General features: G+C 63.5%; 19 protein-coding genes. 12 read left to right on the top strand and 7 right to left on the bottom strand.

Annotated features, from left to right (window positions below; genetic code table 11):
- Positions 1-159 precede the first annotated feature (159 nt).
- The 3 genes from pmtA to dnaK form a co-directional block, all read right to left on the bottom strand.
- Positions 160-765, bottom strand: coding sequence for a phospholipid N-methyltransferase PmtA (pmtA, locus tag AC0L3N_RS14650; protein ID WP_473548249.1), 606 nt, complete (start codon positions 763-765; stop codon positions 160-162).
- Positions 766-908: 143 nt separating this feature from the next.
- Entirely contained in the window at positions 909-2,039 is a 1,131-nt protein-coding gene (gene dnaJ, locus AC0L3N_RS14645) for a molecular chaperone DnaJ (RefSeq protein WP_095491286.1), read from the bottom strand.
- A 311-nt stretch (positions 2,040-2,350) separates the two neighbouring features.
- Positions 2,351-4,267: a molecular chaperone DnaK gene (dnaK, locus tag AC0L3N_RS14640; RefSeq protein WP_473548248.1), complete on the bottom strand. Its 1,917-nt coding sequence runs from the start codon at positions 4,265-4,267 to the stop codon at positions 2,351-2,353.
- 568 nt (positions 4,268-4,835) lie between these two features.
- Between dnaK and AC0L3N_RS14635 the strand changes: the two genes are divergently transcribed.
- From AC0L3N_RS14635 to AC0L3N_RS14615, 5 genes are all read left to right on the top strand, one after another.
- Positions 4,836-6,737, top strand: coding sequence for a hypothetical protein (locus AC0L3N_RS14635; protein ID WP_473548247.1), 1,902 nt, complete (start codon positions 4,836-4,838; stop codon positions 6,735-6,737).
- Between the two features lie 10 nt (positions 6,738-6,747).
- A complete protein-coding gene (locus AC0L3N_RS14630; protein ID WP_473548245.1) occupies positions 6,748-10,275 on the top strand; it encodes a DUF7929 domain-containing protein in 3,528 nt (1,175 codons plus the stop codon).
- 166 nt (positions 10,276-10,441) lie between these two features.
- Entirely contained in the window at positions 10,442-12,343 is a 1,902-nt protein-coding gene (locus AC0L3N_RS14625) for an EB domain-containing protein (RefSeq protein ID WP_473548244.1), read from the top strand.
- Positions 12,344-12,659: 316 nt separating this feature from the next.
- The gene (rpe, locus tag AC0L3N_RS14620; protein ID WP_473548243.1) at positions 12,660-13,337 is read left to right on the top strand and encodes a ribulose-phosphate 3-epimerase; all 678 of its coding nucleotides are present in this window, start codon (positions 12,660-12,662) and stop codon (positions 13,335-13,337) included.
- A 224-nt stretch (positions 13,338-13,561) separates the two neighbouring features.
- On the top strand, positions 13,562-14,941 hold the full coding sequence (locus AC0L3N_RS14615; RefSeq protein WP_473548242.1) for a malonyl-CoA decarboxylase: 1,380 nt from the start codon (positions 13,562-13,564) through the stop codon (positions 14,939-14,941).
- 43 nt (positions 14,942-14,984) lie between these two features.
- Here AC0L3N_RS14615 and nagA read toward each other — a convergent pair whose 3' ends face one another.
- The 4 genes from nagA to AC0L3N_RS14595 are packed head-to-tail and all read right to left on the bottom strand — an operon-like array spanning position 14,985 to position 18,863.
- Positions 14,985-16,163, bottom strand: a complete 1,179-nt coding sequence (gene nagA, locus AC0L3N_RS14610; RefSeq protein ID WP_123146050.1) for an N-acetylglucosamine-6-phosphate deacetylase — start codon at positions 16,161-16,163, stop codon at positions 14,985-14,987.
- On the bottom strand, positions 16,160-17,170 hold the full coding sequence (locus AC0L3N_RS14605) for an SIS domain-containing protein (RefSeq protein WP_473548309.1): 1,011 nt from the start codon (positions 17,168-17,170) through the stop codon (positions 16,160-16,162). Before AC0L3N_RS14605 ends, nagA begins: the two co-directional genes overlap by 4 nt.
- A gap of 32 nt (positions 17,171-17,202) precedes the next feature.
- Entirely contained in the window at positions 17,203-17,985 is a 783-nt protein-coding gene (locus tag AC0L3N_RS14600) for a GntR family transcriptional regulator (RefSeq protein WP_473548241.1), read from the bottom strand.
- The gene (locus AC0L3N_RS14595; protein ID WP_473548239.1) at positions 17,982-18,863 is read right to left on the bottom strand and encodes a glucosamine kinase nucleotide-binding domain-containing protein; all 882 of its coding nucleotides are present in this window, start codon (positions 18,861-18,863) and stop codon (positions 17,982-17,984) included. Before AC0L3N_RS14595 ends, AC0L3N_RS14600 begins: the two co-directional genes overlap by 4 nt.
- Positions 18,864-19,063: 200 nt before the next feature.
- Here AC0L3N_RS14595 and AC0L3N_RS14590 point away from each other — a divergent pair, with 200 nt between their 5' ends.
- The 7 genes from AC0L3N_RS14590 to AC0L3N_RS14560 all read left to right on the top strand — a co-directional run bounded on the left by AC0L3N_RS14590 (position 19,064) and on the right by AC0L3N_RS14560 (position 25,845).
- On the top strand, positions 19,064-20,020 hold the full coding sequence (locus AC0L3N_RS14590; RefSeq protein ID WP_473548238.1) for an N-acetylmuramic acid 6-phosphate etherase: 957 nt from the start codon (positions 19,064-19,066) through the stop codon (positions 20,018-20,020).
- A gap of 2 nt (positions 20,021-20,022) precedes the next feature.
- A complete protein-coding gene (locus AC0L3N_RS14585; RefSeq protein ID WP_473548237.1) occupies positions 20,023-21,282 on the top strand; it encodes an ABC transporter substrate-binding protein in 1,260 nt (419 codons plus the stop codon).
- A 240-nt stretch (positions 21,283-21,522) separates the two neighbouring features.
- Entirely contained in the window at positions 21,523-22,446 is a 924-nt protein-coding gene (locus AC0L3N_RS14580) for a carbohydrate ABC transporter permease (protein WP_473548236.1), read from the top strand.
- Positions 22,447-22,454: 8 nt separating this feature from the next.
- Positions 22,455-23,294 carry a carbohydrate ABC transporter permease gene (locus tag AC0L3N_RS14575; RefSeq protein ID WP_473548235.1) on the top strand — a complete coding sequence of 280 codons (840 nt, stop codon included), beginning with the start codon at positions 22,455-22,457 and terminating at the stop codon, positions 23,292-23,294.
- Positions 23,291-23,758, top strand: a complete 468-nt coding sequence (locus tag AC0L3N_RS14570; protein WP_473548233.1) for a DUF4304 domain-containing protein — start codon at positions 23,291-23,293, stop codon at positions 23,756-23,758. Before AC0L3N_RS14575 ends, AC0L3N_RS14570 begins: the two co-directional genes overlap by 4 nt.
- A 1-nt stretch (position 23,759) precedes the next feature.
- The gene (locus AC0L3N_RS14565; RefSeq protein WP_473548232.1) at positions 23,760-24,815 is read left to right on the top strand and encodes a Gfo/Idh/MocA family protein; all 1,056 of its coding nucleotides are present in this window, start codon (positions 23,760-23,762) and stop codon (positions 24,813-24,815) included.
- A 31-nt stretch (positions 24,816-24,846) separates the two neighbouring features.
- Positions 24,847-25,845, top strand: coding sequence for an ABC transporter ATP-binding protein (locus tag AC0L3N_RS14560; RefSeq protein ID WP_473548231.1), 999 nt, complete (start codon positions 24,847-24,849; stop codon positions 25,843-25,845).
- Positions 25,846-25,936 lie beyond the last annotated feature (91 nt).

Raw genomic sequence — 25,936 nt, 5'->3', positions numbered from 1 at the left:
TGAAAATCAGGTCAGGCCGAGCCGGAGTCGAAGACGGGCGCGAAGCGACCAAACAGGTTGGTTCCGAGAACCGGAGCGGAGCGTACTTGAAGTACGTGAGCACCGGAAGCGCAGGAAGCTGCCATTTGCAGGCCGGCCTCACCTGAATATCGGCACACCCTAATGCGCCCCGCGCCGATAGATCCACAGCTGTGTTGGCGGGATGTTGCGGATGACGAAATGGAAGTGCTCGACCGTGTAGTCGCCGCGGCCGGGCGGGATCGGCGACAGCGGGCCGTAGGTCAGCTGCACGATCGGGCGGCCTGTCGGGATGCGGTCGAGAAGGCTTTCGACATAGGCGATGCGCTGGGCGACCGGGAAATTGAGCAATGGCACGCCGGAGACGACCGAATCGAAGGTCAGGCCGCTCTTGTCGCCGAGTGTCGCATCGAGATTGAAGGCGTCGCCCTCGATGACGTTGACGCCGGGATAGAGCTGGCGCAGATGGCGCACGAAATCGGGGGAGTATTCGACTGCGTAGAGATTTTCAGGCTTTACGCCCTGGGCGAGGATGGCTCGGGTGATGACGCCGGTGCCGGGCCCGACTTCGAGCACCGGCAGGCCCGAGTTCGGGTTGACGACGGAGGCCATCTTGCGGGCCGTGGTGGAACTGGTCGGCACGATCGAACCGACCGCCTTCGGCTTGTCGATCCAGCCTTTGAAGAACTTCAGTTCGTCGTCGAACTTCTCCGCCAGCGTCTTTCGCAGTCCGGGACCATGTGCCATGAAAGTTCTCCTGAACGCTCCTCCCGAGAGGCTACTTAGCAGCTACGGGGTCCAAGGCAAGGCGGACGCCGGTATAAGATGTTGATGACGCTAGGGAAGCCTCGCCTTGATTGCACGCTACACCGGATTGGCGAGAATAGGCATCAGCGCTCGCCGAAGGCTTCGAAAAAGTCCTTCATGCGGGCGAAAAAGCCGCTCGACTGCGGCGAATTATCCTTCGAGGAAAGCTGCTCGAACTCCTCCAGCAACTCGCGCTGGCGGCGGGAAAGGTTTTGCGGCGTCTCGACCGCGGTCTGGATATAGAGATCGCCGACATTGTGCTGGCGCAGCACCGGCATGCCCTTGCCCTTTAGGCGGAACTGGCGGCCGTTCTGGGTGCCTTCCGGCACTTTCACTTTCGTCTGGGTGCCGTCCAGCGTCGCCACCTCGAAGGAGCCGCCAAGTGCTGCCGTCGTCATCGAGATCGGCACCTTGCAGTAGAGATCGGCGCCGTCGCGCTGGAAGAATTCGTGCGGCTTGACCGCGAGGAAAATATAGAGGTCGCCCGACGGGCCGCCGCGCAGGCCGGCCTCGCCCTCATTGGCAAGGCGGATGCGGGTGCCGTCCTCGATGCCGGCCGGGATATTGACCGACAGCGAGCGCTCCTCGGTGACGCGGCCCTGGCCGGCACATTTCGGGCACGGCTCCTTGATGGTCTGGCCACGCCCCTGGCATTGCGGGCAGGTGCGCTCGATCGAAAAGAACCCTTGCGTGGCGCGCACCTTGCCGTGGCCGTTGCACATCGAGCAGGTGACGGGCTGGGTGCCGGGCTTGGCGCCGCTGCCGGAGCATTCCGTGCAGGAGATCGAGGCCGGCACGTGAATCTGTGCGGTCTTGCCGGTAAACGCCTCCTCAAGCGTGATTTCCATATTGTAGCGCAGGTCGGCGCCGCGCTCGCGGCCACCTGAGGAGCGGCGCTGGCGCCCGCCCATCATGTCGCCGAAAATATCCTCGAAGATGTCGGCGAAGCCGCCGGCGCCGAAGCCGTGTGCTCCGCCGTTCATGCCGCCCTGTTCAAAGGCGGCGTGGCCGAAACGGTCGTAGGCCGCACGTTTCTGCGGGTCCTTCAGCGTCTCGTAGGCTTCGTTGATTTCCTTGAATTTGTGCTCGCAGGCATGATCGCCGGGATTGCGATCGGGATGGAACTGCATGGCGAGCTTGCGGAAAGCGCTCTTGAGCTCCTTCTCGTCGGCCCCCTTTTGCACGCCCAACGTTTCGTAGAAATCAGCTTTCATCTTTTCCTGCAGTCCGGATATTCAACGTCTTGAAGCCTTGTTGCGTCGTTTGCCGGCACGCTGTTCCGATTTAGGTGCGATGGAGCCGGGATGCCAGTGTTGACACGGGCTTGCTCGCACTTTTTCGATCAGGCCCGCACTTTTTCGGCCAGAGTTGCAAAAAAGCCCGGCTTTGCGCCGGGCTTTACTACAGCGCCGCGCGTCCTGTTGGACGCGCAAAGGACGCTGTAGCACTTTGATTTTTGCGCATGATCCTTTCCGAAATCGATTCCGATTTCGGGGTCATGCGCCTAAACCTGCCGTCAGGCCGCTCAGGCCGACTTCTTCTTGTCGTCGTCCTCGTTGATTTCCTCGAAATCGGCATCGACCACGTCGCTGTCCTTGGCGGCATCCGCCTTGGCGTCAGCCTCCGCGGCTTCCTTCTGCGAAGCCTCGTACATGGCCTGGCCGAGCTTCATCGAAGTTTCTGCGAGCGCCTGGGTCTTGGCTTCGATCTCGGCCGTGTCGTCGCCTTCGGCCGCGGTCTTCAGCGCCGTGATCGCATCGGCGATCGCCGTGCGGTCGGCCTCGGAAACCTTCTCGCCATATTCCTTCAGCGACTTCTCCGAGGAATGCACCAGCGCTTCGGCCTGGTTGCGGGCCTCGACCAGCGCGCGCCGCTTCTTGTCGGCCTCGGCATTGGCTTCGGCGTCCTTCACCATCTTCTCGATGTCGGCGTCCGAAAGGCCGCCAGACGCCTGGATGCGGATCTGGTGCTCCTTGCCGGTGCCCTTGTCCTTGGCCGAGACGTTGACGATGCCGTTGGCGTCGATGTCGAAAGTGACCTCGATCTGCGGCACGCCACGCGGCGCCGGCGGAATGCCGACCAGGTCGAACTGGCCGAGCGCCTTGTTGTCGGCGGCCATTTCACGCTCGCCCTGGAAGACGCGGATGGTCACGGCCGACTGTGAATCCTCGGCCGTCGAGAACACCTGGCTCTTCTTGGTCGGGATCGTCGTGTTGCGCTCGATCAGCCGCGTGAACACACCACCCAGCGTCTCGATGCCGAGCGACAGCGGCGTCACGTCGAGCAGCAGCACGTCCTTGACGTCGCCCTGCAGCACGCCGGCCTGGATGGCGGCGCCCAACGCGACGACCTCGTCCGGATTGACGCCCTTGTGCGGCTCCTTGCCGAAGAACTGCTTCACGATCTCCTGGATCTTGGGCATGCGGGTCATGCCGCCGACCAGGACGACCTCGTCGATTTCGCCGGCTTTCAGACCGGCATCCTTGAGCGCCGCCTTGCAGGGATCGATCGTGCGCTGGACGAGATCCTCGACCAGGCTCTCGAACTTCGCCCGCGTCAGCTTCAGCGTCAGGTGCTTGGGACCGGTGGCATCGGCGGTGATGAAGGGCAGGTTGATCTCGGTCTGCGTCGTCGACGACAGCTCGATCTTGGCCTTTTCGGCCGCTTCCTTGAGGCGCTGAAGGGCGAGCTTGTCGCTGCGCAGGTCGATGCCCTGTTCCTTCTTGAACTCGGCCGCCAGATATTCGACCAGACGCATGTCGAAATCCTCGCCGCCGAGGAAGGTGTCACCATTGGTCGACTTCACCTCGAAGACGCCGTCGCCGATTTCGAGCACTGAAATGTCGAAGGTGCCGCCGCCAAGGTCATAGACGGCAATGGTCTTGCCTTCCTTCTTGTCGAGGCCATAGGCAAGCGCGGCCGCGGTCGGCTCGTTGATGATGCGCAGCACTTCAAGTCCGGCGATCTTGCCGGCATCCTTGGTCGCCTGGCGCTGGGCGTCGTTGAAATAGGCTGGAACGGTGATGACCGCCTTCTCGACCTTCTCGCCGAGATAGGCTTCCGCCGTTTCCTTCATCTTCTGCAGGATCATCGCCGAGATCTGGCTGGGTGACTGCTTCTTGCCGCCGGCCTCGACCCAGGCGTCGCCATTGTCGCCCTTGACGATCTTGTAGGGGACAAGCTTCTTGTCCTTTTCCGTCACCGGATCGTCATAGCGGCGGCCGATCAGGCGCTTGACCGCGAAGATGGTATTTTCAGGATTGGTGACTGCCTGGCGCTTGGCCGGCTGGCCGACGAGGCGCTCGCCATCGCTGTTTATGGCGACGATGGAAGGGGTCGTGCGCGCGCCTTCCGCATTCTCGATCACCTTCGATTCCTTGCCATCCATGATGGCGACACAAGAGTTGGTAGTCCCCAGATCGATACCGATTACTTTTGCCATTTTTCTAATCTCTCCGCTAAGCAGGCTCTCAGGACCCGTACAGGCGTTCCGGCGAAAGCCCCTGTTCACAAGAAATTCCGCTTCGGCCACCGGCATTCCGGCGTCGAACGGCTTGGCGCGTATATAAGAACAGGCTGCGCGGCGCGCAAGCATTCTGCGCAAGGCATCCAACATCCTTTTCTCCGGCCATGGCTCCCCTGAACCTTTCCGCGTCCGTTCGCGACTGACACCAAGGTGCGCCGCATGGTGCGGCCCTGGAAAGGAAAGCCCCATGACTGGAAATCCAGAGCCTCCGCGGTCTCCGGGAACTCAGCGCGACCACCATTTGTGGGATGGAGCCGATATGCCAGGCCTTCCGCTGATTCCGTTGACCCTGCGTAAGTGCCGGCATATCGTGACTACGAGGAAAGCAGACAATTCGATCAGGGAAAAACGTGCCGGAGCGCCGCGTCTTGCCCTGATTTGCGCGGAAATGCCGGATGTTTCTCCCGTAGCCCACGGGGGGAACTCCATGTCTGGCGACCACGGCGCGTTCATGCGCACTCGTGCTGGCCGTTCGCGTTGTGCGATGCAACAAACCAGTGGCTTTCTGGCGCTGGCGCTCGCCACCACCCTGTGGCTTGGCGGTGCCGCCCAGGCGCAGCAAACGCAGATCATCTATCCAGGCTCGATGACGGTGACCGGATTTTCCGGCACCGTCATTCCCAATTTCGAAGAAGGCCTGCCGCCCGGCGTCGACCCTCTCGACGAAACTTTCATCGACACGACGCGCGCAACCTTGCGCGTCTTAGACGTTTCAAGGCTGGGCGGGCCGGCCTCCGGCCAGCTCGTCTTCACGCCGCCGCCCTTCGAAGTGACGGCCGGGCAGATCGGCCTGGTGTTCGCCATCACCTATGACGACGGTGTCCGCGACGGCGCTCCCTCAGGCATTCCGAACCTCTATGCCGGCGCCACCTCGTTGCACGGCATCCGCATCGTCACTTCAGACGAAGATGCGGACGGTCGTCCCGAGCGGCAGCGTCGCGGTGCTGCCGGCGCCACCTTCATGGACGGCCAATTCGGCACCGAGAACGGTGGCGGACCGGGCACGATCTGGAAGATCGACGGCATCACCGGCCAGGTGAGCAAATTCGCCGACATCGACACCAACAGGGGTCCCGGCATCGGCGACGTCACCTTCGACAATATCCACCGCCAGCTCTTCGCCAGCGACCTCGACACCGGTCTCATCCACCGCATCGACGCCAACGGCGCCCTGATCGACAGGTTCGACCACGGCGTTGCCGGGCGCCCGGCGCACGGGCTGGCCCCGCTTGCCGACGATGGGACGGGGATGGACATCGAAGACGCTGCGTTCGACAGCGAAGACCCGGACAGCTGGGGCTACACGCAGGACGAGCGCCGCGTCTGGTCCGTCGCCTATCATGGCGGCCGGCTCTATTATTCGGTCGGTGAAAAGGCCGAGATCTGGTCGGTGGGCGTTGCCCGCGACGGCAGCTTTGCCGGCGACCCGCGCTGGGAGCTGACGGTCAAGGCCGGCAAGGACCACGCCGTCACCGACATCGCTTTCGATATCAGCGGCTTCATGTACCTGGCCCAGCGCGGCCCGGTGGAAAGCCGCCACGACTACAGCCGGTTCGCCAATTCCGTCAAGGGAGAGGTCATCCGCTATTGGCGCGAAAACCCGGACGATCCGGCGACGGAATCAATCTGGGTGGAAATGCCGCAGGACTATGCGGTCGGCTTCCCCCAGGGCAACCGGCGGTCGGCCGGCGGCCTCGACCTGCAATATGGCTATGACGCCGACGGCAACCTCGACGCGAACGTCTGCACCGACACGCTGGTCAAGACCGGCGACAAATTGCGTGATAACCCTGGGCTTGCCGAACAGCTTGGCGGGCCGCTGGCCGTGCACGGCGTGCAGATCACGCCGATGGCGCTGGTCAAGCCGGCCAACGTGCCACCTTTCGGCTCGTGGTTCGTCGACTTCGACGGTTATTTCGAGGACCCCGAGGTTGAAGGTCATGTCGGCGACGTCGAGGTCTGGCACCCCTGCGAAGGCCGTGCCGGCTACTACGAGCAGATACCGGGCGGCGGTTACCTGCCACCTTTCTATCCGCCTGATTTTCCGCGGCCCGGCGGCGTGCCTCCTTGCCTCGACCTTGAGGATGTCAGGTATTTCTGCGCGCCCTCCGGTCTCAAGGCCGAACTCTATCTCCGCGACCCTGCCGGCTTTGGCGGCGATTCGATCAAGGCAATGTCCAGGACTTCAGGCGTCGGCGTGACTTCACCCCAATCGCATGCTCCCGGCGCGCCTTACACGATCGGCATCACCGGCCATTATCCTGGCGACACGGTCGATGTCGGGCTCTGCTTCTACAGGCGGTCCGACCGCGACAAGGGCGGCTACTTCCCTTGCTGCAAGATGACCGTGCCGCTCAGAACCCCAGCCGTCAGCTGCGAACGTTGAGGAGGGGAAGATGAGCAATTCAGCATTTTCCCCGCGTGCGACGATCATGAAACCGCTGTCACTCGCCGGGCGCGGCGCGCGCTGGCTGATGGCGGCCGGGATCGCGGTCGCCATGCTGGCCCCGGCGCAAGGCTTCGCCCAGGACCTTGTTCCGGCCCAGACCAGCCAGGCCGACCTCGACAAGCCCGCCGATCCCGGTCCGCTCGTAACCGCCAGTCCGGATTTCGGGCTCGACCTGGACAATCCGCGCATCGTCAATCCGCGGCCCGGCCGGGTTGTGCCTTTCCTTACCAAGAAAGGCAGGCAACGAGGCTGCGACTTTGTCGTATATTCGCTGAGCTTTGGCCTGCGCGGCAATCCGCAAGCTTTTGCCAGCCCGAGCCTCGCGGCCGCGCTGGAAAAGGTCAAGATCGACTTCAAGGACCAGCTTCCGAATGGCCTGCGGATCGTCGGCGTGCATGTGTCCGACGACGGCTCGGATGCGTCAGGCGGACCGCTGCCCGGGGCCTCGGTCAGCACGTCGGCAAATCCCAACGACACGGCTGATGTTTCCGATTTCCGGATCTCAGCCTCCGATCTCGACGGCGTCGGCGCTCCGAACGAGCGCGTCATCACCTTGCAGATCACCGCCAGGATCGACCATGCGGCGTTTGCCTCGCCGGCGATCGTCGACAATCAGGGCATGATCAAGCTGACGGTCGGACCCGGCACCGGGACCATCATCCCGTCGCAGGATCCGGCCAAGCCGGACGACGGCAATTTCCTCACCGGCGAAAAAACCTCGATCAAGATCGACTTGACCAAATGCAGCCCGCCGCCTCCACCTCCCGGCGACCGGGAATGCTTCAAGGTGGAACGCGGCACGGTCGATTGCGTACCCGGCGGCGGCGCCTTCATCTACCACATGCCGGTCGGCGCCGAGATGGGCGGCAAATGGGTGCAGCTTTCGACGACGACACCAGGCATCACTATCATCCCCGACACGCAATTGGCGCCGGCGGGCGGCGGTGTGCTCGACTGGAAGATCGTCGGTGCCTCACCTGGCGACGTCATCCACCTCATCGTCACCGGAATCGAAACCTATGCCGGCCCGGAAGAGGGCTGGGGCCTGTGCTGCACGCAGACAATCGAAATCGTCATTCCGCGCGACCAGAGGTGTCCGCCCAAGGACAGGGAGCCGGATCTGAAAGTCGAAAAACGCGCCGACGTTCCGCATTGCACGATGGGTGGCGACTGCGACTTCACCATCAGGGTCACCAATGTCGGCGCCGGGCCGTATCACGGCAAGATCGTTATCGACGAAGTAACGCTGCCGGCCGGCTCCACTCTCGATTCAGGACCGAATGCGCCCTGGGCCTGTGCGCCGGCGGCCACCCCGATGATATGCACCCATCCAGTGACCACGCTCAACCCGGGTGCCTCCGTCGACCTCAAGCTCGGCTTCAAGCCGGCCGGAGGTTGGAAGGGCCGCATCTTGCGCAACTGCGCCGCCTATAATTATGGGGCCAGCGGCAAGCCGCTGTTCGGCAGCCAGCAAAACGACCGCGGCTGCGCCTCGATTCCGATCTGCCGGCGTGGCGACCGTGACCGCGACTGCCGGCCGCCGGTGGAAAAGAAGCTCGATCTGATCCTGAAGAAGCGTGCCCGCACCCCGGTCTGCACGGCCGATCGTGTCTGCACCTTCGTGATCGACATCATCAACAACGGCAGCGTCCTCTATGACGGGCCGCTGACGGTCACCGACACCTATCCGGGCGGCGCGCCGGCATCGTCGAGCTTCGGGCCGACCCCGCCTTGGACATGCGGACCGAACGGTCCCGGCCAGTTCCGCTGCGACAATGCCGGCATCGTGCTCTCGCCGGGCGCCTCGACGCCGATTTTCGTCAAGGCGGTGATGCCGCCCGGCTACCGTCCGGACACCGTCGAGAACTGCGCCGAGGTGAAAGCCATCCCCGGTGAGAACGACCTCACCAACAACCGGGGCTGCGCCAAGCAACGCATCGGTGATGGCGGCAAGCCGGCCATTCGCATCACCAAGCTGTGCAGCGGCTCGCTGGCCGGTGCTGTCGCCGTCACCTGCCGCATCACCGTCATCAGCACCGGCACCACTGCCCCAACTGGTCCGGTGCGGGTCAACGATGCCGCCGCGCTGGTGGCCGGAGGCGCGCCCGTCCCGATCCAGACCATCACCCCTGACGGCGCGGAATGGACGTGCGGACCGGTTCCGGCCAATGCGTTGTCGTGCCAGATTCCCGGCGCCGTCATGACGCCCGGAACCAGCCGCCACTTCGATGTGACGGTTGCAGCAAATGGCGTGTTCGAGAACTGCGCACGCGGCTTCTACGGCCCGGCGCCAGGAGACGACATTGTCTATCCGATCGGCAGGGCCTGCGCCAAGGGTGGCGGTGCCTCGACCATCCGTGTCGAGAAGGCTGGTGATGCCGAGTGCCGGATCGGCCGGCGATGCTCATTCGAGATCACCATCGCGAACGATGGCCAAAACGCCTTCTCCGGTCCGGTTCGCATCGGTGATGCGATCGGCGTCGAAGGCCTTGGCCGGCTGGAAGGCGTTGCGATCACCTTGATCGACCCGCCCTTCGGCTGCGCGCCGGAACCGGCGACCTTGCCGGCATCCTGCATCGCCAATCTGACGCTCGGCGCCGGGGAAAGCCACGTTCACCGTGTGACCGTGATCATTCCCGACGACGGCCGCCTGGCCAATCTGCAGGGCACCGTCAGCGGCCAGAACTGCGTCGGCGTGCTGTCGCCCCACACGCCGGTGCGAGGTGCGGGCGAAGTGCTCTCCCGCGACCTGACCAACGTGCAGGGCGATCGCGGCAAGGCCTATGCCTGCCATCCCTTCACCATCAAGAATGAGGTGCAGAAGGAGTGCTCGGCAGATCTCGTCATGAACGACGCCGGCCGGTGCGTCTGCCCGGAAGGCACCACTTTCCGCAACGGCCAGTGCTCGTCGGGTGGCGGCACGGTTATCATACCGAAGCCGAAGGAGCGCTGCGTGCTGCTCAAGGGCCAGATCCGGACCTCCGACGGGCGTTGCGTCTGCCCGAGCGGAACCGAGCTGGAGAACCGCAGGTGCGTGTCGACCGACGAGCCGCCAGCACGCCTGTGCAAGCTGCTGCCCGGTCAGATCCGCACCAAGAGCGGCGATTGCGTCTGCCCGAGACGGACGGAACTGAGGGGTAGGGCCTGCGTGCCGATCGTCAAGAAGCCGACCGTTGAACAGTGCACCACCCGCGGCCAGATTCACAACAAGCGCGGCGCCTGTGTCTGCCCGCGCGGGACCGAGGTGATCAGAGGCGCATGCCGCCGGGCGCAGGTGGAGTGTGCGCCTGGCTCACGGCTGATCAATGGCCGGTGCCAGCCGATCATCAAGCGGCTCTGTCCGGTCGGGACAGTCGGACAGTATCCGGACTGCAACCCTATCCGCAGGGCGCCGACGCTGCAGATCAATCCGAACCTGTTGCTGAACCCGAACATCTTGCAGCAGCCGAGGCGCAGGCCGCGGGCTCTCCAGTAGGGATCCGGCGCGTAACAAGCCGTAATCTTCGACCGCAACACCAAAACCCCGCCGGAGCAATCCGGCGGGGTTTTGGTGTTGGTCGGACGTGTTTCAGCCGCCGTGTGAACCTAATCGCTGCAGTCGGCGACAAACTCCCTGAAGGAACATTTCAGGGAGAGAGAAGATGTCTTCAACCAAACATGTTTTGCGCAATACGGCGGCGACCGTTACCCTGATCGCAGCCGCGCTCGCCACCACGCCGGCCTTCGCCAAGCAGGCGAACATCAAGTCAATGTCATTCAACACCGAGAGCGCCAACACGACGATCCATGTCGGCTCGAGCGACAAGCAAAAATGGGACACGCTTAAGAGCGGCAACGTCCAGTTCTGGGGCCACATGAAGCTCAACACACGGTGGCCAGGTTATGTGCAGGATGTCGGCGTGGCGCTCGGCGTTTGTGGACCGGGCCAGTGCGGCGCGTTTCCGCCGATCTGGAGCACGTCACCTGTCAGCCGCGACTACGATCATCAGGAAAATTTCTACTTCGATCCCTCCATAATACCGCTGTCGTCGGACACCGGTATCGCCGTCGTGCCTTACGGCGACCAGATCATTGCCAGGTGCAACCAGCACCTCCAGCCCGATGGGCCGACAAAGTCTTACTCGTTCACGCACAGCTTCCATGCGAGCTTCTCGGCACTGACCGACACGGCGCTCGACATGGACAATGCGGTCAGCGAGGCCCAGGGCGGCAGCTGGCCCCATCCGCTGTACGACTCGCACTATGCCGAGCATGGATCGTTCGACGTCCAGGTTGTCTGCGACCCCGTCATCAAACCGCCGGTTCAGGACGTCGCCAATGATTTCGGCGAATTCGACGTGGACAATGTCAAGCTGTTCCTGACCACCTACCAGTCGAACCAGACCGGCTCGACGCCCGGTACGGTCTGCCCGTCGTTGAAGGTCACGAGCCGGGCGCAGGCCAACCAGGCCGGGCCTGTGTCGATGCGCATCTGGCGCCAGAAGAACGACGGGCCGATCACCTCCGAGGTGCAGCAGGCGTGGGCGTCATACGACGCTACCAAGAATGGCTATTTCGCCACCTATGAGAAATGGGAGGATGTCGGCGCCACCGCCTACTTCCAATACAAGACCGAGATCATCGGCAACGGTCCGTTCGAACCATTTGACGGCTGGAAGGACATCACCGTCCATTGCACCGGCGCGGGCGGGGGCGGCTTCACCGACGCACCTCAGGACAACCCCGAAAACCCGCCGGCGCATTCGGACTGGCAGGGAGAAGTCACTGTCTCGGACAGCGCTGGCTTCAAAAAATTCTGCCCGCGCAAGGGCCAGGTGGCGTTCGAGGTCGAACGCGATGCGCCGGGTGCGTTTCACTACCGCATCAGCTGCTCGAACGGCGCATTCTTCACCGGCACGACGGCCGCCTTCAACGATGGCGGTGTGTTCAAGGCGAGTGCCGCACACGAGCTCAGCATCGTCAGAACCCGCTCGATCCAGTGCACCCTGCAGGAGATCAAGCAGAACGGTTCGATCGCCACCGTCGACAACAGCAACGAGGATTTTACCTGCATCAAGCGCAATTTTGATCCGCATGCCGATGGTCTGGCGGTCGATACGCGACCCAATCCCGGCAAACCGCAACTTCCGCCGATCGTCATCGATGCCGGCCGCACATGCCTGCCGAGCCAGAGGCTGATCCGTGGCAAATGCGTCGACAGGCCGCTCGTGGCTGCCTGCCGCAGCACCGAAAAGCGTATCAACGGCAAGTGCGTTGGGGTCAGCATCCACTGCCTGCCCGGTTACCATGAGGTCGGCCTGAAATGCGTGCCCAATGCAGTGATCGCCGACAGGTGCAAGCGCAACGAACAGCGCATCGACGGGAGATGCGTGCGCAAGCCCCCCATCATTATCGACTGCAAGCGCGGCTATCATCTGGTGGGCAAGGCATGCGTTAAGAACCCGCTGATCATCACCGCCTGCCGGGCAACCGAAAAACTGGTGCGTGGACACTGCGGGCCCAAGCAACCTGTGAAAAAACCCAATCTGCAAAAAGTGAAGTAAAGGCAGCGGCAAGGTCTTACTGCCACGACCGGCCAGGCCGCGGCATCCGGTGAACTGAAATCGCGACGCTTGAACAGGGAGAGAGGTGGCCGACGCTGCCTCTCTCCTTTGTGCAACAACCCATCTTTGTGCAACAACCCATCGGCGCCGGATTCCTGTCGACAAGCGGCGCTGAGACAATTAGAGCGACGTGCGTCCACTTGGACGCACAAAGTACGCTTTAAGGCTTTGAATCTTCGCTTCGTGTTTCCGAAAATCGATTCCGATTTTCGGGCCGATGCGGTAGGCGAAGGCGGGCCAAGAACGGGAAGCGAACATGGCTCACAAGACCCTGATCGCGCCATCTGTGCTGGCGTCGGATTTTTCGAAGCTCGGCGACGAGGTCGAGGCGGTAGCGGCGGCCGGCGCCGACTGGATCCATCTCGACGTCATGGACGGGCATTTCGTGCCCAACATCACCTTCGGTCCGCCGGTGATCAAGGCGATCCGCAACCGCACCAAGGCCTTCTTCGACTCCCATCTGATGATCGCACCGGCCGATCCCTATCTGGAGGCCTTCGCCGAAGCCGGCTGCGACGGCATGACGGTGCATGCCGAGGCCGGGCCGCATCTCGACCGTTCGCTGCAGACGATCAGGGACCTCGGCAAGAAGGCCGGCGTGTCGCTCAACCCGGCGACGCCGGAAACGGCGATCGAATATGTGCTCGACCGGCTCGATCTGATCCTTATCATGACCGTCAATCCGGGTTTTGGCGGCCAGGCCTTCATTCCGGGGCTCGTCGACAAGGTGAAGCGGGTGAAAGCGCTGATCGGCAATCGGCCGATCCGGATCGAGATCGACGGCGGCATCTCGCCGCAAACAGCACCTTTGGTCACCGCCGCCGGCGCCAGCGTGCTGGTCGCCGGTGCAGCCATCTTCAAGGGCGGCAGCGTCGAAGCCTATCGGGCGAACATCGAGGCGATCAGGACAGCGGCCGACCGGGCTGCCGGCTGACGCTGCCGGCGTCGTTATCAGAACGCGCCGTCTCTTCAGCCGGTCAGGAATTCGTTGGCCGACGCTGGTGCGCTTGTGCTCGTGACATGCGGTCCCCCAGCCAAAAATGTCTTTGTCCATTTTTGGCAATTTTGTTGGTATATCAGAAACTACATCCATATTCTTTGTCTCACCCTCTTGCCTCTCTGGACCTTCCCGCAGGCTCCTCTTCGACGGTCGGATCGATGAACCGCAGCCCTTTCTTCGCTGACCTGCTGAACACCATCGCCGATCGCGGCCGGATGATGCTGAACCTCGTTCGCGGTGACGAGCCGGTTTCAGCCGACAGCCTGGCGCGTCTGTGCGCCCGTCTGCTTTCCAGTCAGGGCGAGGCATCGGGCGTCGCCTATGCAAGGGAAATCCTGGAGCGCTGGCGCACCCTCGGCGCCGACGGAAGGCTGGCTTTCCTGCATGTGCTGCGCGATCGTTTCGGCACTGATCATGCCAAGCTTGCCGCCGCGGTGGATGCCTATCGCGCCGAGCCTGACGATCGCTCGGCACTTGCCCTGCACGCCGCCGCCGAGCCGGCCAGGCAGGAGCTCCTGCGCCGCCTGAACCTGGCGCCCGGCGGCATCGAGACGCTGGTGCGCATGCGCGAGGATCTGCTTACCCGGCTGCCCACATCGCCCGATCTCGCCATCGTCGATGCCGATTTCACGCACCTCCTGTCGTCATGGTTCAACCGCGGCTTCCTGGTGCTGCGGCGGATCGACTGGTCGACGCCGGCCAACATCCTGGAAAAGATCATCCGCTACGAGGCGGTGCACGCCATCCACACCTGGGACGATCTGCGCCGCCGGATCGAACCCGACGACCGGCTCTGCTATGCGTTCTTTCATCCGCAACTCGGCGACGAGCCGCTGATCTTCGTCGAGGTCGCGCTCACCCGGGCGATGCCGACGACGATCGCCGAGCTGCTTGCCGACGAGCGGCCGCTGGTGCAGCCACGGCAGGCCACGACGGCGGTATTCTATTCCATCTCCAACTGCCAGGAGGGCTTGCGCGGCATCTCGTTCGGCAATTTCCTGATCAAGCAGGTGGTCGAGGACCTGCGCCGCGACCTTTCCGGCTTGACCGATTTCGTCACGCTGTCCCCGGTGCCGGGCTTTGCCCGCTGGCTGGCCGAGCAGGCTGAAACCATCCCCTCCGCCGCCGAAGTGTTAGACCTCGTCGCCGACGAGGGCTGGCATGCGAACGCTGCCGCGCGCGACCGCGCGGGCCAGGCCCTGCTTCCTCTTGCGGCACAGTATTTCCTCGAAGCCCGCACCGCTTCCGGCAAGGTGATCGATCCGGTCGCCCGGTTCCATCTCGGCAATGGCGCGCGGCTGGAGCGCATCGACCTTTTCGGCGACCTGTCGCCCCGCGCCCTGCGTCAGGCGCATGGCCTGATGGTCAATTATCGCTACAAGCTCGACGACATCGAGAAGAACCACGAGCTGTTCGCCGCCAGGAACGATGTGGCGGCCGCGCCCGCCGTGCGCCGCCTGCTCCCGAACCGGCGAGACCGGGCCGCGCCGCGGCTTCCGGCGCAAGCTCAGGGGATTGAGGACAAGAGGGACATATGAGCAACCCACCCGCTTCAGGCTGCGGGCCGAATTGGCTGATACCTTAGGCGCCCTTTGCGACACCGGCCTCGAAAACCCTGTCGCCTTCTATCCAGACGCCCTTGACGTCCAATTCGTCCGACAGCGCAACGATATCGGCGGCGGTGCCGTTGGCGAACCGCCCGAGCCGGTGTGATTGGCCGATCGCCTGCGCCGGATAAAGCGAAGCCATGCGCAGCGCCTCCGACAGGTACAGTCCAACGACACGGTGGACGAAGCGCACGGCGGAGATCATGTCGAGGTCGGCGCCCGCCAGCGTCCCGTCGGCAAGCCGCAGGCTGCCCTCCTTGCGGTAGACGGTGCGGCCGTTCAGCGTGAACGACGTCATGTCGGTGCCGATCGTCGCCATGGCGTCGGTGACCAGGAAAATTTTTGCCGGGCCCTGCTTGGCGCGCAAAGCGATGGCCATGGTGGCTGGATCGACATGGATGCCGTCGGCGATGATGCCGGCAAACAATGTGCCTGTATCGATGGCAGCACCCGCCAACCCCGGCTCGCGGTTGCCGATCTGGCTCATGGCGTTGAACAGATGGGTGACCATTGTTGCGCCGGCATCGGCGAACGCGCGCGCCTTGGCATAGCCGGTGTCGGAATGGCCGAGGCTGACGACGATGCCGGCCTCGACGAGCCCCGAAACGCGCACGGTGTCGACGGATTCCGGCGCGATCGTGGTCAGCAGCACCGGCAGGGTTTTTCGCGTCGCAATCAGCATCGCCTGGTCGGAATCCAGCATCGGTCGGATCAGCGCTGGGTCATGCGCGCCCTTGCGGGCGATCGACAGATGCGGGCCTTCGAGATGCAGGCCCAAAAAGCCAGGCACCTTTTGCCTTGCGGCCTCCGCTCCGGCGGCAACCGCCGCTGCGGTGATGGCAGGCGTGTCGGTGATCAGCGTCGGCAACAGCGCGGTTGTACCGAACGGCGCGTGCGCCCGACAGATAGTTTCGATAGAGGCGACGTCGGGATGGTCGTTGAGCATAACGCCGCCGCCGCCATTGACCTGCAGGTCGATGAAGCCCGGCGCAAGCATGCCGCCGCCGGTTTCGATACGCTCGACGCCGGACGGAACGGCTCCGGTGGCAACGATGGCCTCGACGAGACCGTCTCGCACGACAAGGGCGGCGTCGTCGTGCCAGTCGTCGCCGTCAAAAATCCGGGCGCCAGTCAGGGCAAAACGGTCGCTCATATGGTTTCCGTCACCTTGTGAAGATTGGGCGGCGTGTCCGGATCGAGACCGCGATGACGGGCAAAGGCCTCGACGAAGCCATAGAAGGACACGATCAGCGCCAGCGGGTCGGTCAGCGGATGGCCAGTGGCGACATGCGGCAGGTGCTGAGCGCTTGTCGCCTTGTCGGAGGTCACAAAAACCGCCGCACCCTTGCCCGCCAGGCCGTCGGCAGCCTCGGCAACCGATGGCTCGGAAGCATCGCGGGCGGCGAGCGCCAGCACCGGAAAATCGGGCCCGACCAGTGCCAGCGGGCCATGCATCACTTCGGCAGCACTATAGGCCTCGGCATGCATGGCGCAGGTTTCCTTGAACTTCAGCGCCGCTTCATTGGCGATCGCAGCGGACGGACCGCGACCGAGGATGAACAGCGATTTCGGCGTCTCCAACGCACCGGCCAACGCCATCCAGTCGCAGGCGATCGCCTTGCGAAAATGCTCCGGCAAGCGGGCAAGTGCTGCCAGAAGCTTATCGTCGCCGGTGCTATGCGCCATCAAGGCGAGGCCGGCGACGGCCGAATTGACGAAGGTCTTCGTCGCCGCAACGCTGCGTTCCGGGCCGGCCAGGATGTCGATCGCATAATCGGAGGCGCGCGCCAGCGGCGAATCGGCGGTGTTGGTGATGGCGACGGTCAGGGCACCGCCGGCTCTGGCGGCTTGCGCCATGGCGACGATGTCCGGGCTCTTGCCCGATTGCGAGATCGCCAGGCAGGCCGAGCCGGCCAGCTTGAGCTTGGCGCCGTAGATCGAAGCGATCGACGGACCGATCGATGCGACGGCGAGGCCAGCGGTCAGCTCGACGGCATATTTCATGAAGGTGGCGGCATGGTCGGAGGAGCCGCGCGCCACGGTGACGATGAAATGCGGATCGCGCTCGCGAATGCCGCGCCCGGCCTCGGTCAGCACCGCCGCCGAACCGTCGAGCAGGCGGGCAGTGGCTTCCGGGATCTCCTCGATCTCGCGCCGCATATGGGTAATCCCCATTTGGGTGTTTACTGCGCTCATGGCCGGCCCTCTTCGCCCGGCCCGCTCAGCCGGAGCTCGGCGACGAAATCATAGGCGTCGCCCCTGTAGATGGAGCGGGTGAATTCGATCACCTTGCCGCTCGCCAGATAGGAAATACGCTCGATGTGCAGGCCGGCAATACCTGGAGGCACTTCGAGCAGCCGCGCGTCGTCGTCGCCGAGATTGGCGGCGGAAATGCGTTGCACCGCCCGCACCGGCCGCAGCCCCGTCGTTTCAAGCGCCGCGTAGAGCGAGGAACCGATCGCCGCCGGGTCGGGCAGCACGCTGGCAGACAGTGCCGCGCGCTCGATCGCCAGCGGCGTATCGTTGGCAATGCGCAGGCGCGCCACCCGCGCCACCAGTTCGTTCGATGACAGGCCGAGCACCATCATCTCGTCCGGCGAGGGCGCATAGAGGCCGCGGTCGAGCCAGGCCGAACGCACCGCCATGCCGCGCCGCGCCATATCCTCGGTGAAGGATGTCAGCCGCGACAGCGACTGCTCGACGCGCTCCATGCGCGGCGCGACGAAGGTGCCGGAGCCGTGGCGCTGGACGAGGATGCCGCCCTTGACCAGATCCTGCACCGCCTTGCGCACGGTGACGCGCGAAATGTCGGCTTTGCTGGCGATGTCGCGCTCGGAAGGCAGCGCGTCGCCCGGCCCGATCAAGCCGCGATTGACCGCGTCCTCGATGCTCTTCCTGAGCTGCAGATAGAGTGGCGCGCCGCTTTGCGACGACTGTTTCAGCGTGGCGAAAATCTGGTCGGCGGCCTCGCTCATCGTGCTGCCTCCGCCGCTTTGGCGAAGACACGGAGCGCCATCTGCACCGCGCCGCCCAGCGCATCGTCGAGCGGCGGCTTCAGCAGCGCCCGGTAGCGCGACGACAGGCGCGGCGCGTAAAACGGCGCCAGCCCGCCGAGCAGGCACAGCGGATCGTCGCCGCCGAGATCGAGGACGCCAAGTGCTGCCTCGACATCGGCGACCGCCTTGTCGAGGATCCAGTTGGCGACCATGTCGCCTTTTTCGGCATGGTCGAAGACCTTCGGCGCGAAGCCGCCGAAATCGCCGGGTTTGGCATTGGTGGTGAACTCGACCAAATCCTCGGGATTGTCGCGGAAGATGGCGAGCATAGCCTGCGTCAGCGGCGATCCCTGGCGGATGCCGTCATAGGCGAGCAGCGTCTGTTCGAGCAGGTCGCGGCCGATGCGGGCGCCGCTGCCCTGGTCGCCGACCTGGAAACCCCAGCCGCCGATGGCGCGCGACTTGCCTTGTCTGCGCGCCATATAGGCGGTGCCGGTGCCGAGGATGGCCATGGCGCCGTCGCCGGAGCCGATCGCGCCTTCCAGGGCGATCTCGGCGTCGGTCTCGACACGGCTGACGCTGAACGGCAGGATTGCTTCGAGCTGCTGCCTGTAGGTGCCGACATTGGCGCCGGCGAGGCCGAGGATGGCCGGGGTCTGCGGGATCAGTTCGGGGTCTTGTCCGGCGGCGACAAAGGCCTGCCGCGCAGCGTCGACGATGTTGGCCCTGGCGCCGGTTAGATCGGTGCGGATGTTGGCGGCGCCGCTCTTGGCGCAGCCAATGACGGTGCCCTCCACTGTTGCAAGGGCCGCCCTGCAGCTGGTGCCGCCGCCATCGATGCCAAGCACGAATTTCACGCGATTTCTCCTCCGGGCGAATAATACCAATAAAATACCAATAGCCAAGGATTAATTTCTGTTTCAAAAAGATTAAGGCGTATTTGATTGAAAAACCACAGCATTTTGCCTGAACAGCGATTTCTTGGCAGGGAAGTCGCTAATGCGTGTGGACAAGTGGTATTTTTTTGGTATTGTTTTCTGGATTGGAGGGAAAGCGGATGGCCGAAACGCGCACCGAAGCGCTTCACCAGAATGCCGAGGGGCTGGACATCCAGGCTCCGGACGCCATCCTTTCCTCTTTGGCCAACGCGCAGATCGAGGCCGCCAAGGCGGTGCGCGGAGCCATTCCCGCCATCGCCAAAGCAGCCGAAATCATCGCCAGCCGGCTGAACAGCGGCGGCAAGCTCGCTTACGCGGCAGCCGGCAGCTCGGGCCTGATGGCGCTGGCCGATGCGCTGGAACTGCCGGGCACCTTCGGCATTCAGCGCGACCGTATCGCCATCCTGATCGCCGGCGGCGACGACGCCTTCAAAACACTGGCCGGCGGGCCGGAGGATGACACCGAGGAAGCCTTGGCAGCGGTCGCCGCTGCCGGCATCGGCGAGGGCGACTGCCTGATCGCGGTCTCGGCCAGCGGCTCGACGCCCTATGCCGTCAGGGCGATCGAGGAAGCCAGGCGCCGGGGTGCGGCGACCATCGCCATCGCCAACAACAAGGATGCGCCGCTGCTTCGGCTGGCCGATATCGCCATCCTGCTCGAAACGCCGCCGGAGCTGATCGCCGGCTCGACGCGTTTGGGTGCCGGCACCGCCCAGAAGATCGCGCTCAACATGCTGTCGACGCTGGCCGCCATCCATCTCGGCCATGTCCATGACGGCTATATGGTCAATCTCATGGCCGACAACGTCAAGCTGCGCGACCGCGCGGCACGCATTGTCGCCGCCATCAGCGGACGCGACAGGGACGATGCGGCGCGCCTGCTCGAGAAGAGCGGCGGCGTCGTCAAGACCGCCATTCTGCTCGCCGCCGGCGCCGCCAACGCCGACGCTGCCGAGAAGATACTGGAAGGGACCGGCCACAAGCTGCGCCCGGCCCTTTCCGCGATCGAGGGGAGCATGAGGCAGAAAGCCTCTGTTCTCAAAACCGAACCTGAAAAAGGTCAACAGGGAGACTGAGCATGACAACGAAACTACTGACGGCACTTCTTCTCGGCACCAGCATTCTCGGCTCTGCCGGGATGGCCTATGCCCAGGACGTAACGCTCAACATCGAGAGCTGGCGCGGCGACGACCTTGCCATCTGGAAGGACAAGCTGATCCCGGCTTTTGAGGCCAAGAACCCCGGCATCAAGGTGGTGTTCGCGCCGTCGGCACCGACCGAATATGACGCCGCACTCGGCGCCAAGCTCGCCGCCGGCTCGGCGGGCGACCTGATCACCTGCCGCCCGTTCGACAAGTCGCTGGAACTTTTCAAGAAGGGCAACCTCGCCGATCTGTCGGCGCTGCCGGGCATGGAGAATTTTTCCGACGTCGCCAAGTCGGCCTGGCAGACCGACGACGGCAAGGCGACATTCTGCGTGCCGATGGCTTCGGTCATCCACGGCTTCATCTACAACAAGGACGCCTTCGACCAGCTCGGCATCAAGGTGCCGACCACCAATGAGGAGTTCTACGCCGCGCTCGACAAGATCAAGGCCGACGGCACCTACATCCCGATGGCGATGGGCACCAAGGATCTGTGGGAAGCCGCGACGATGGGCTACCAGAACATCGGCCCGAACTACTGGAAGGGCGAGGAAGGCCGCACCGCGCTGATCAAGGGCGAGCAAAAACTGACCGACCCGCAGTGGGTCGCGCCCTTTGCCGAACTCGCCAAATGGAAGCCGTATCTCGGCGACGGCTTTGAGGCACAGACCTATCCGGACAGCCAGAACCTGTTCACGCTTGGCCGCGCCGCCATCTACCCTGCCGGCTCGTGGGAGATCGCGCTGTTCAACACCCAAGCCCAGTTCAAGATGGGCGCCTTCCCGCCGCCGGTGCAGAAGGCCGGCGACACTTGCTACATCTCCGACCACACCGACATCGGCATGGGTCTGAATGCGGCGTCGAAGAATGCCGATGCAGCCAAGACCTTCCTGTCCTGGGTCGCCTCGCCGGATTTTGCCACTATCTACGCCAACGCGCTGCCGGGCTTCTTCAGCCTGAACAACACGCCGGTGAAGATGGAAGACCCGCTGGCCCAGGAATTCGTCTCCTGGCGCGACAAGTGCAAGTCGACGATCCGCTCGACTTACCAGATCCTGGGCCGCGGTACGCCGAACCTCGAAAACGAGACATGGGTTGAATCGGCTAACGTCATCAACGGCACCGATACGCCGGAAGCTGCCGCCAAGAAACTGCAGGACGGCCTCGACAGCTGGTACAAGCCGGCGAAGTAAGAGTACGGCGAAGCGCTATCTCCCCCCTCGAGGGGGAGATGTCGCCGAAGGCGACAGAGGGGGTCGGTTGAGGGAGGCCGCGGCTTCGTCGTTGCTGAAAGGCGCGATCGAAAACACGATGGCGCGCTGCCTTGGCCGACCCCACCCGCCTCGCTTCGCGAGGCACCCTCCCCTCGAGGGGGAGGGAGGCGCCGCGCCCTTGGCGGCAATTGCAAGACCTGATCGGCGGAGACCGAACTCATGGCCGCAGCACCGAAACGACCATTCCGCTGGCACATCGGCGTCTTTCTGGCGCCGGCGGTGCTGGTCTATACTGCGATCATGATCCTGCCGCTGGCCGGCACGCTACAGCTCTCGCTGTTCCGCAACATAGACCAGTCCCAGGTCTTCGTGGGACTGGCAAACTTCCGCACGCTGTTCGGCGATCCTAACTGGTCCGTGGGCTTCTGGAACGCTCTCCGGAACAATGTCTGGTTCTTCGTCATCCACATGCTGGTGCAGAACCCGATCGGCGTCCTGCTGGCCGCACTTCTGTCCAGCCCGAGGCTGGGATTCTCCGCCTTCTACCGTACGGCGATCTTCGTGCCGACGATCCTGTCCTTCGTCATCGTCGGCTTCGCCTGGAAGCTGATCCTGTCGCCGCTGTGGGGCGTGGCGCCGAACCTGATGGATCTTGTCGGCCTCAAAAGCCTGTTCACGCCATGGCTGGGCAAGGAGCAATATGCGCTGACCACTCTCAGCCTGATCTCGGTGTGGCAGTTCGTCGGCATCCCGATGATGCTGATCTATGCGGCACTGCTGTCTATCCCCGACGAGGTGATCGAGGCGGCCGAATGCGACGGCATCACCGGCATGTCGCAGTTCTGGAAGATCAAGCTGCCGCTGATCCTGCCGTCGATCGGCATCATCTCGATCCTCACCTTCGTCGGCAATTTCAACGCCTTCGACCTGATCTACACCGCGCAAGGCGCGCTGGCCGGCCCGAACTATTCGACCGATATTCTCGGCACCTTCCTCTACCGCGCCTTCTTCGGTTTCCAGCTGCAGGTCGGCGATCCCAATATGGGCGCGGCGATCGCCACGATGATGTTTCTCATCATCCTTGGCGGCGTCTGCGTCTACCTGTTCCTCGTGCAGACGCGCCTGCGTCGCTATCAGTTCTGAGGCCCGAGATGAGCACGGCAACCCACTCCCTGCCCCGCACCATCGGTGCCCATGCGGTGCTGTTGACCTACACGGTGATCGCGCTGTTTCCGGTGATCATCGTCATCGTCAATTCGTTCAAGTCGCGCGCGGGCATCTTCGGCGCGCCGCTGGCGCCGCCGACGCCGAAAACCTTCGACCTGATCGGCTACACCACGGTGATCGGGCAGGGCGATTTCATCCACTATTTCCAGAACAGCCTTGTCGTCACCGTCGCCTCGCTGTTCTTCGTGCTGCTGTTCGGCGCGATGGCGGCCTTCGCGCTGTCGGAATACCGCTTTCGCGGCAATTCGATGATGGGGCTTTACCTGGCGCTCGGCATCATGATCCCGATCCGCCTCGGCACCGTCGCCATCCTGCAGCTGATGGTGGCGAGCGGGCTGGTCAACACGCTGACGGCGCTGATCCTGGTTTATACGGCGCAAGGCCTGCCACTCGCCGTCTTCATCTTGTCGGAATTCATGAAGCAGGTGTCCGACGATCTGAAGAATGCCGGGCGCATCGACGGTCTGTCCGAATACACCATCTTCTTCCGGCTGGTGCTGCCGCTGGTAAGACCATCGATGGCGACTGTCGCCGTCTTCACCATGATCCCGATCTGGAACGATCTGTGGTTCCCGCTGATCCTGGCGCCGTCGGAGGAAACCAAGACGGTGACGCTTGGCGCGCAGCTGTTCCTCGGCCAGTTCGTCACCAATTGGAACGCGATCCTGGCGGCACTTTCGCTGGCGATCATGCCGGTGCTGATCCTCTACGTCATCTTCTCGCGGCAACTGATCCGCGGCATTACTTCCGGAGCCGTCAAATGAGTGATGGTCGAGAGATTATCGTACAGGCCCTTGTCGAGACAGCGAGCCGCTATGGATTTCGAGGCGTGCGCGCCACGAATTTCTACCGCGAATGGCCGGAGACCGTCTGCTTGCTAAACCTTCAGAAGTCTTCCTGGGGACCGCAGTTCTATCTCAACGCTGCCATCTGGTTGACGCGGTTCGGGGCGGAGCGCCGGCCGAAGGAATACAACTGTCATATTCGTTGGCGCGTCAATTCCCAGATGGAGGACGAGCAGTCGAAGGCGTTCACCCAGGCGCTCAATCTTGAGCATCCCTTGCCTGACGATCATAGGCTTTCGCTGATCAAGGAAGGAGTCGATGCCTATGGCTTCCGACTTTTGTCCCGCTGCGACAGTGAAGAAGCGGCTCTGCGGGTCGCAGATGAATGCGAGCCACAGGTAATGGTGGCTCTCGCAGCTCGCAGGCAAGAAAAGGCAGATTGAGATGGCCGAACCTCTTCGTGTAGTCGTCGCCGGGCTCGGCAACATGGGCCGCAGCCATGCGCTGGCCTATCACACCAATCCGGGCTTCCAGATCGCCGCACTTGTCAACCGCTCGGATGTGCCGCTGCCGGCCGGGCTTCCCGGCTATGGCATCAGGCGCTCCTTCGACGAGGCGCTGCGCGACGAGAGGCCTGATGTCGCCTGTATCGCCACCTATTCCGACAGCCATGCCGACTATGCGGTCAGGGCATTCGAGGCCGGCTGCCATGTCTTTGTCGAAAAGCCGCTGGCGACGACGGTGGCGGATGCGAAACGTGTCGTTGCCGCAGCCAAGGCCAACGGCAAAAAACTGGTGATCGGCTACATCCTGCGCCATCACCCATCCTGGATCAGGCTGATCGCCGAGGCGCGCAAGCTCGGCGGCCCTTACGTGTTCCGCATGAACCTCAACCAGCAATCCTCCGGCCATAGCTGGGAGACGCACAAGCAGTTGATGCAGACGACGTCGCCGATCGTCGATTGCGGCGTGCATTATCTCGACGTGATGCTGCAGATCACCGACGCCAGGCCGGTCGAGGTGCGCGGCATGGGGCTGAGATTGACCGACGAGATTGCGCCCACGATGTACAATTACGGGCACCTGCAGGTGCTGTTCGACGACGGCTCGGTCGGCTGGTACGAGGCCGGCTGGGGGCCGATGATCTCGGAAACCGCCTTCTTCGTGAAGGACGTGATCTCGCCTAAGGGCTGCGTGTCGATCGTCATGAAAGAGGGCGTCAGATCCGACGACATCGACACCCATACCAAGACCTCGATCATCCGCCTGCACAGTGCGGCGACCGGCGCAGACGGCAAGTTCGCCAAAGCGGACGAGATGCTGTCGATGGAAGGCGAACCCGGCCATCAGGGTCTCTGCGACCGCGAACAGGCTTTTCTGCTCAAGGCGATCCGCGAGGATCTCGACTTGACCCGCCACATGGACGACGCAGTGAAGTCGCTCGCCGTCTGCCTTGCCGCCGACGAGAGCGTTCGCAGCGGCGCCCCAATCAGACTCTAGACCAGTCAAACTCTAGAACAGGGACGAAGCCGTGGGCTCGCTGAACATCGAGAATGTGAAGAAGGCCTTTGGGCCGGTCGAGGTGCTGAAGGGCATCAACCTCGAAGTGACCGATGGCGAATTCGTCGTCTTCGTCGGCCCCTCCGGCTGCGGAAAATCGACGCTGCTCAGGGTCATCGCCGGGCTGGAGGATTCGACCTCGGGGCGTGTTGTCATCGACGGGGCAGACGTCTCCGCAACCCCGCCGGCCAAACGCGGCATCGCCATGGTGTTCCAGACCTATGCGCTCTACCCGCATCTGACGGTGAAGAACAATATGGGCCTCGGCCTCAAGCAGGCGGGCACGCCGGCGGCCGAGATCGACCGCCGCATCGGCATCGCCTCCTCGATGCTGTCGCTGGAACCCTATCTCGCAAGGCGCCCGGCCGAGCTGTCCGGCGGCCAGCGCCAGCGCGTCGCCATCGGCCGCGCCGTGGTGCGCGAGCCCAAGCTTTTCCTGTTCGACGAACCGCTGTCCAACCTCGATGCAGCGCTGCGCGTCAACACCAGGCTGGAGATTGCGCAACTGCATCGCCGGCTGAAGGCGACGATGATCTATGTCACCCACGACCAGGTCGAGGCGATGACGCTGGCCGACAAGATCGTCGTGCTCAACGCGGGAAAGATCGAACAGATCGGTGGCCCGATGGAACTCTACAATTCGCCGGCGAATGAATTCGTCGCCGGCTTCATCGGCTCACCGAAGATGAATTTCGTCGACGGCGCCAGGCTTGGCGAGACGGCCAAGACCATCGGCGTCCGCCCCGAGCACCTGACCGTCGATGCGAAATCCGGCGCTTGGAAGGGCACGGTCGTTCATGCCGAGCATCTCGGCGCCGACACCAATCTTTATCTCGACTGCGAGAAGGCCGGCCTGATCACCGTGCGCATCTTCGGCGTCTACAATGCCGAACCCGGTGCTACGCTCTACGCGACGCCGGATCCGGCAAAGACTTATCGGTTTGGGACTGATGGCAAGGTGCTGAAGTAGCGCCTCTCTTTTCCTTCTCCCCTTGTGGGAGAAGGTGGATCGGCGCGCAGCGCCGAGCCGGAAGAGGGGTGTTGGACGGAGTGCTGTCTGT

It is taken from the genome of Mesorhizobium sp. WSM4807 (assembly GCF_055811615.1).
Note: the sequence above shows the minus strand (reverse complement) of the source record. Positions and strands in the feature narration are given on the sequence as shown.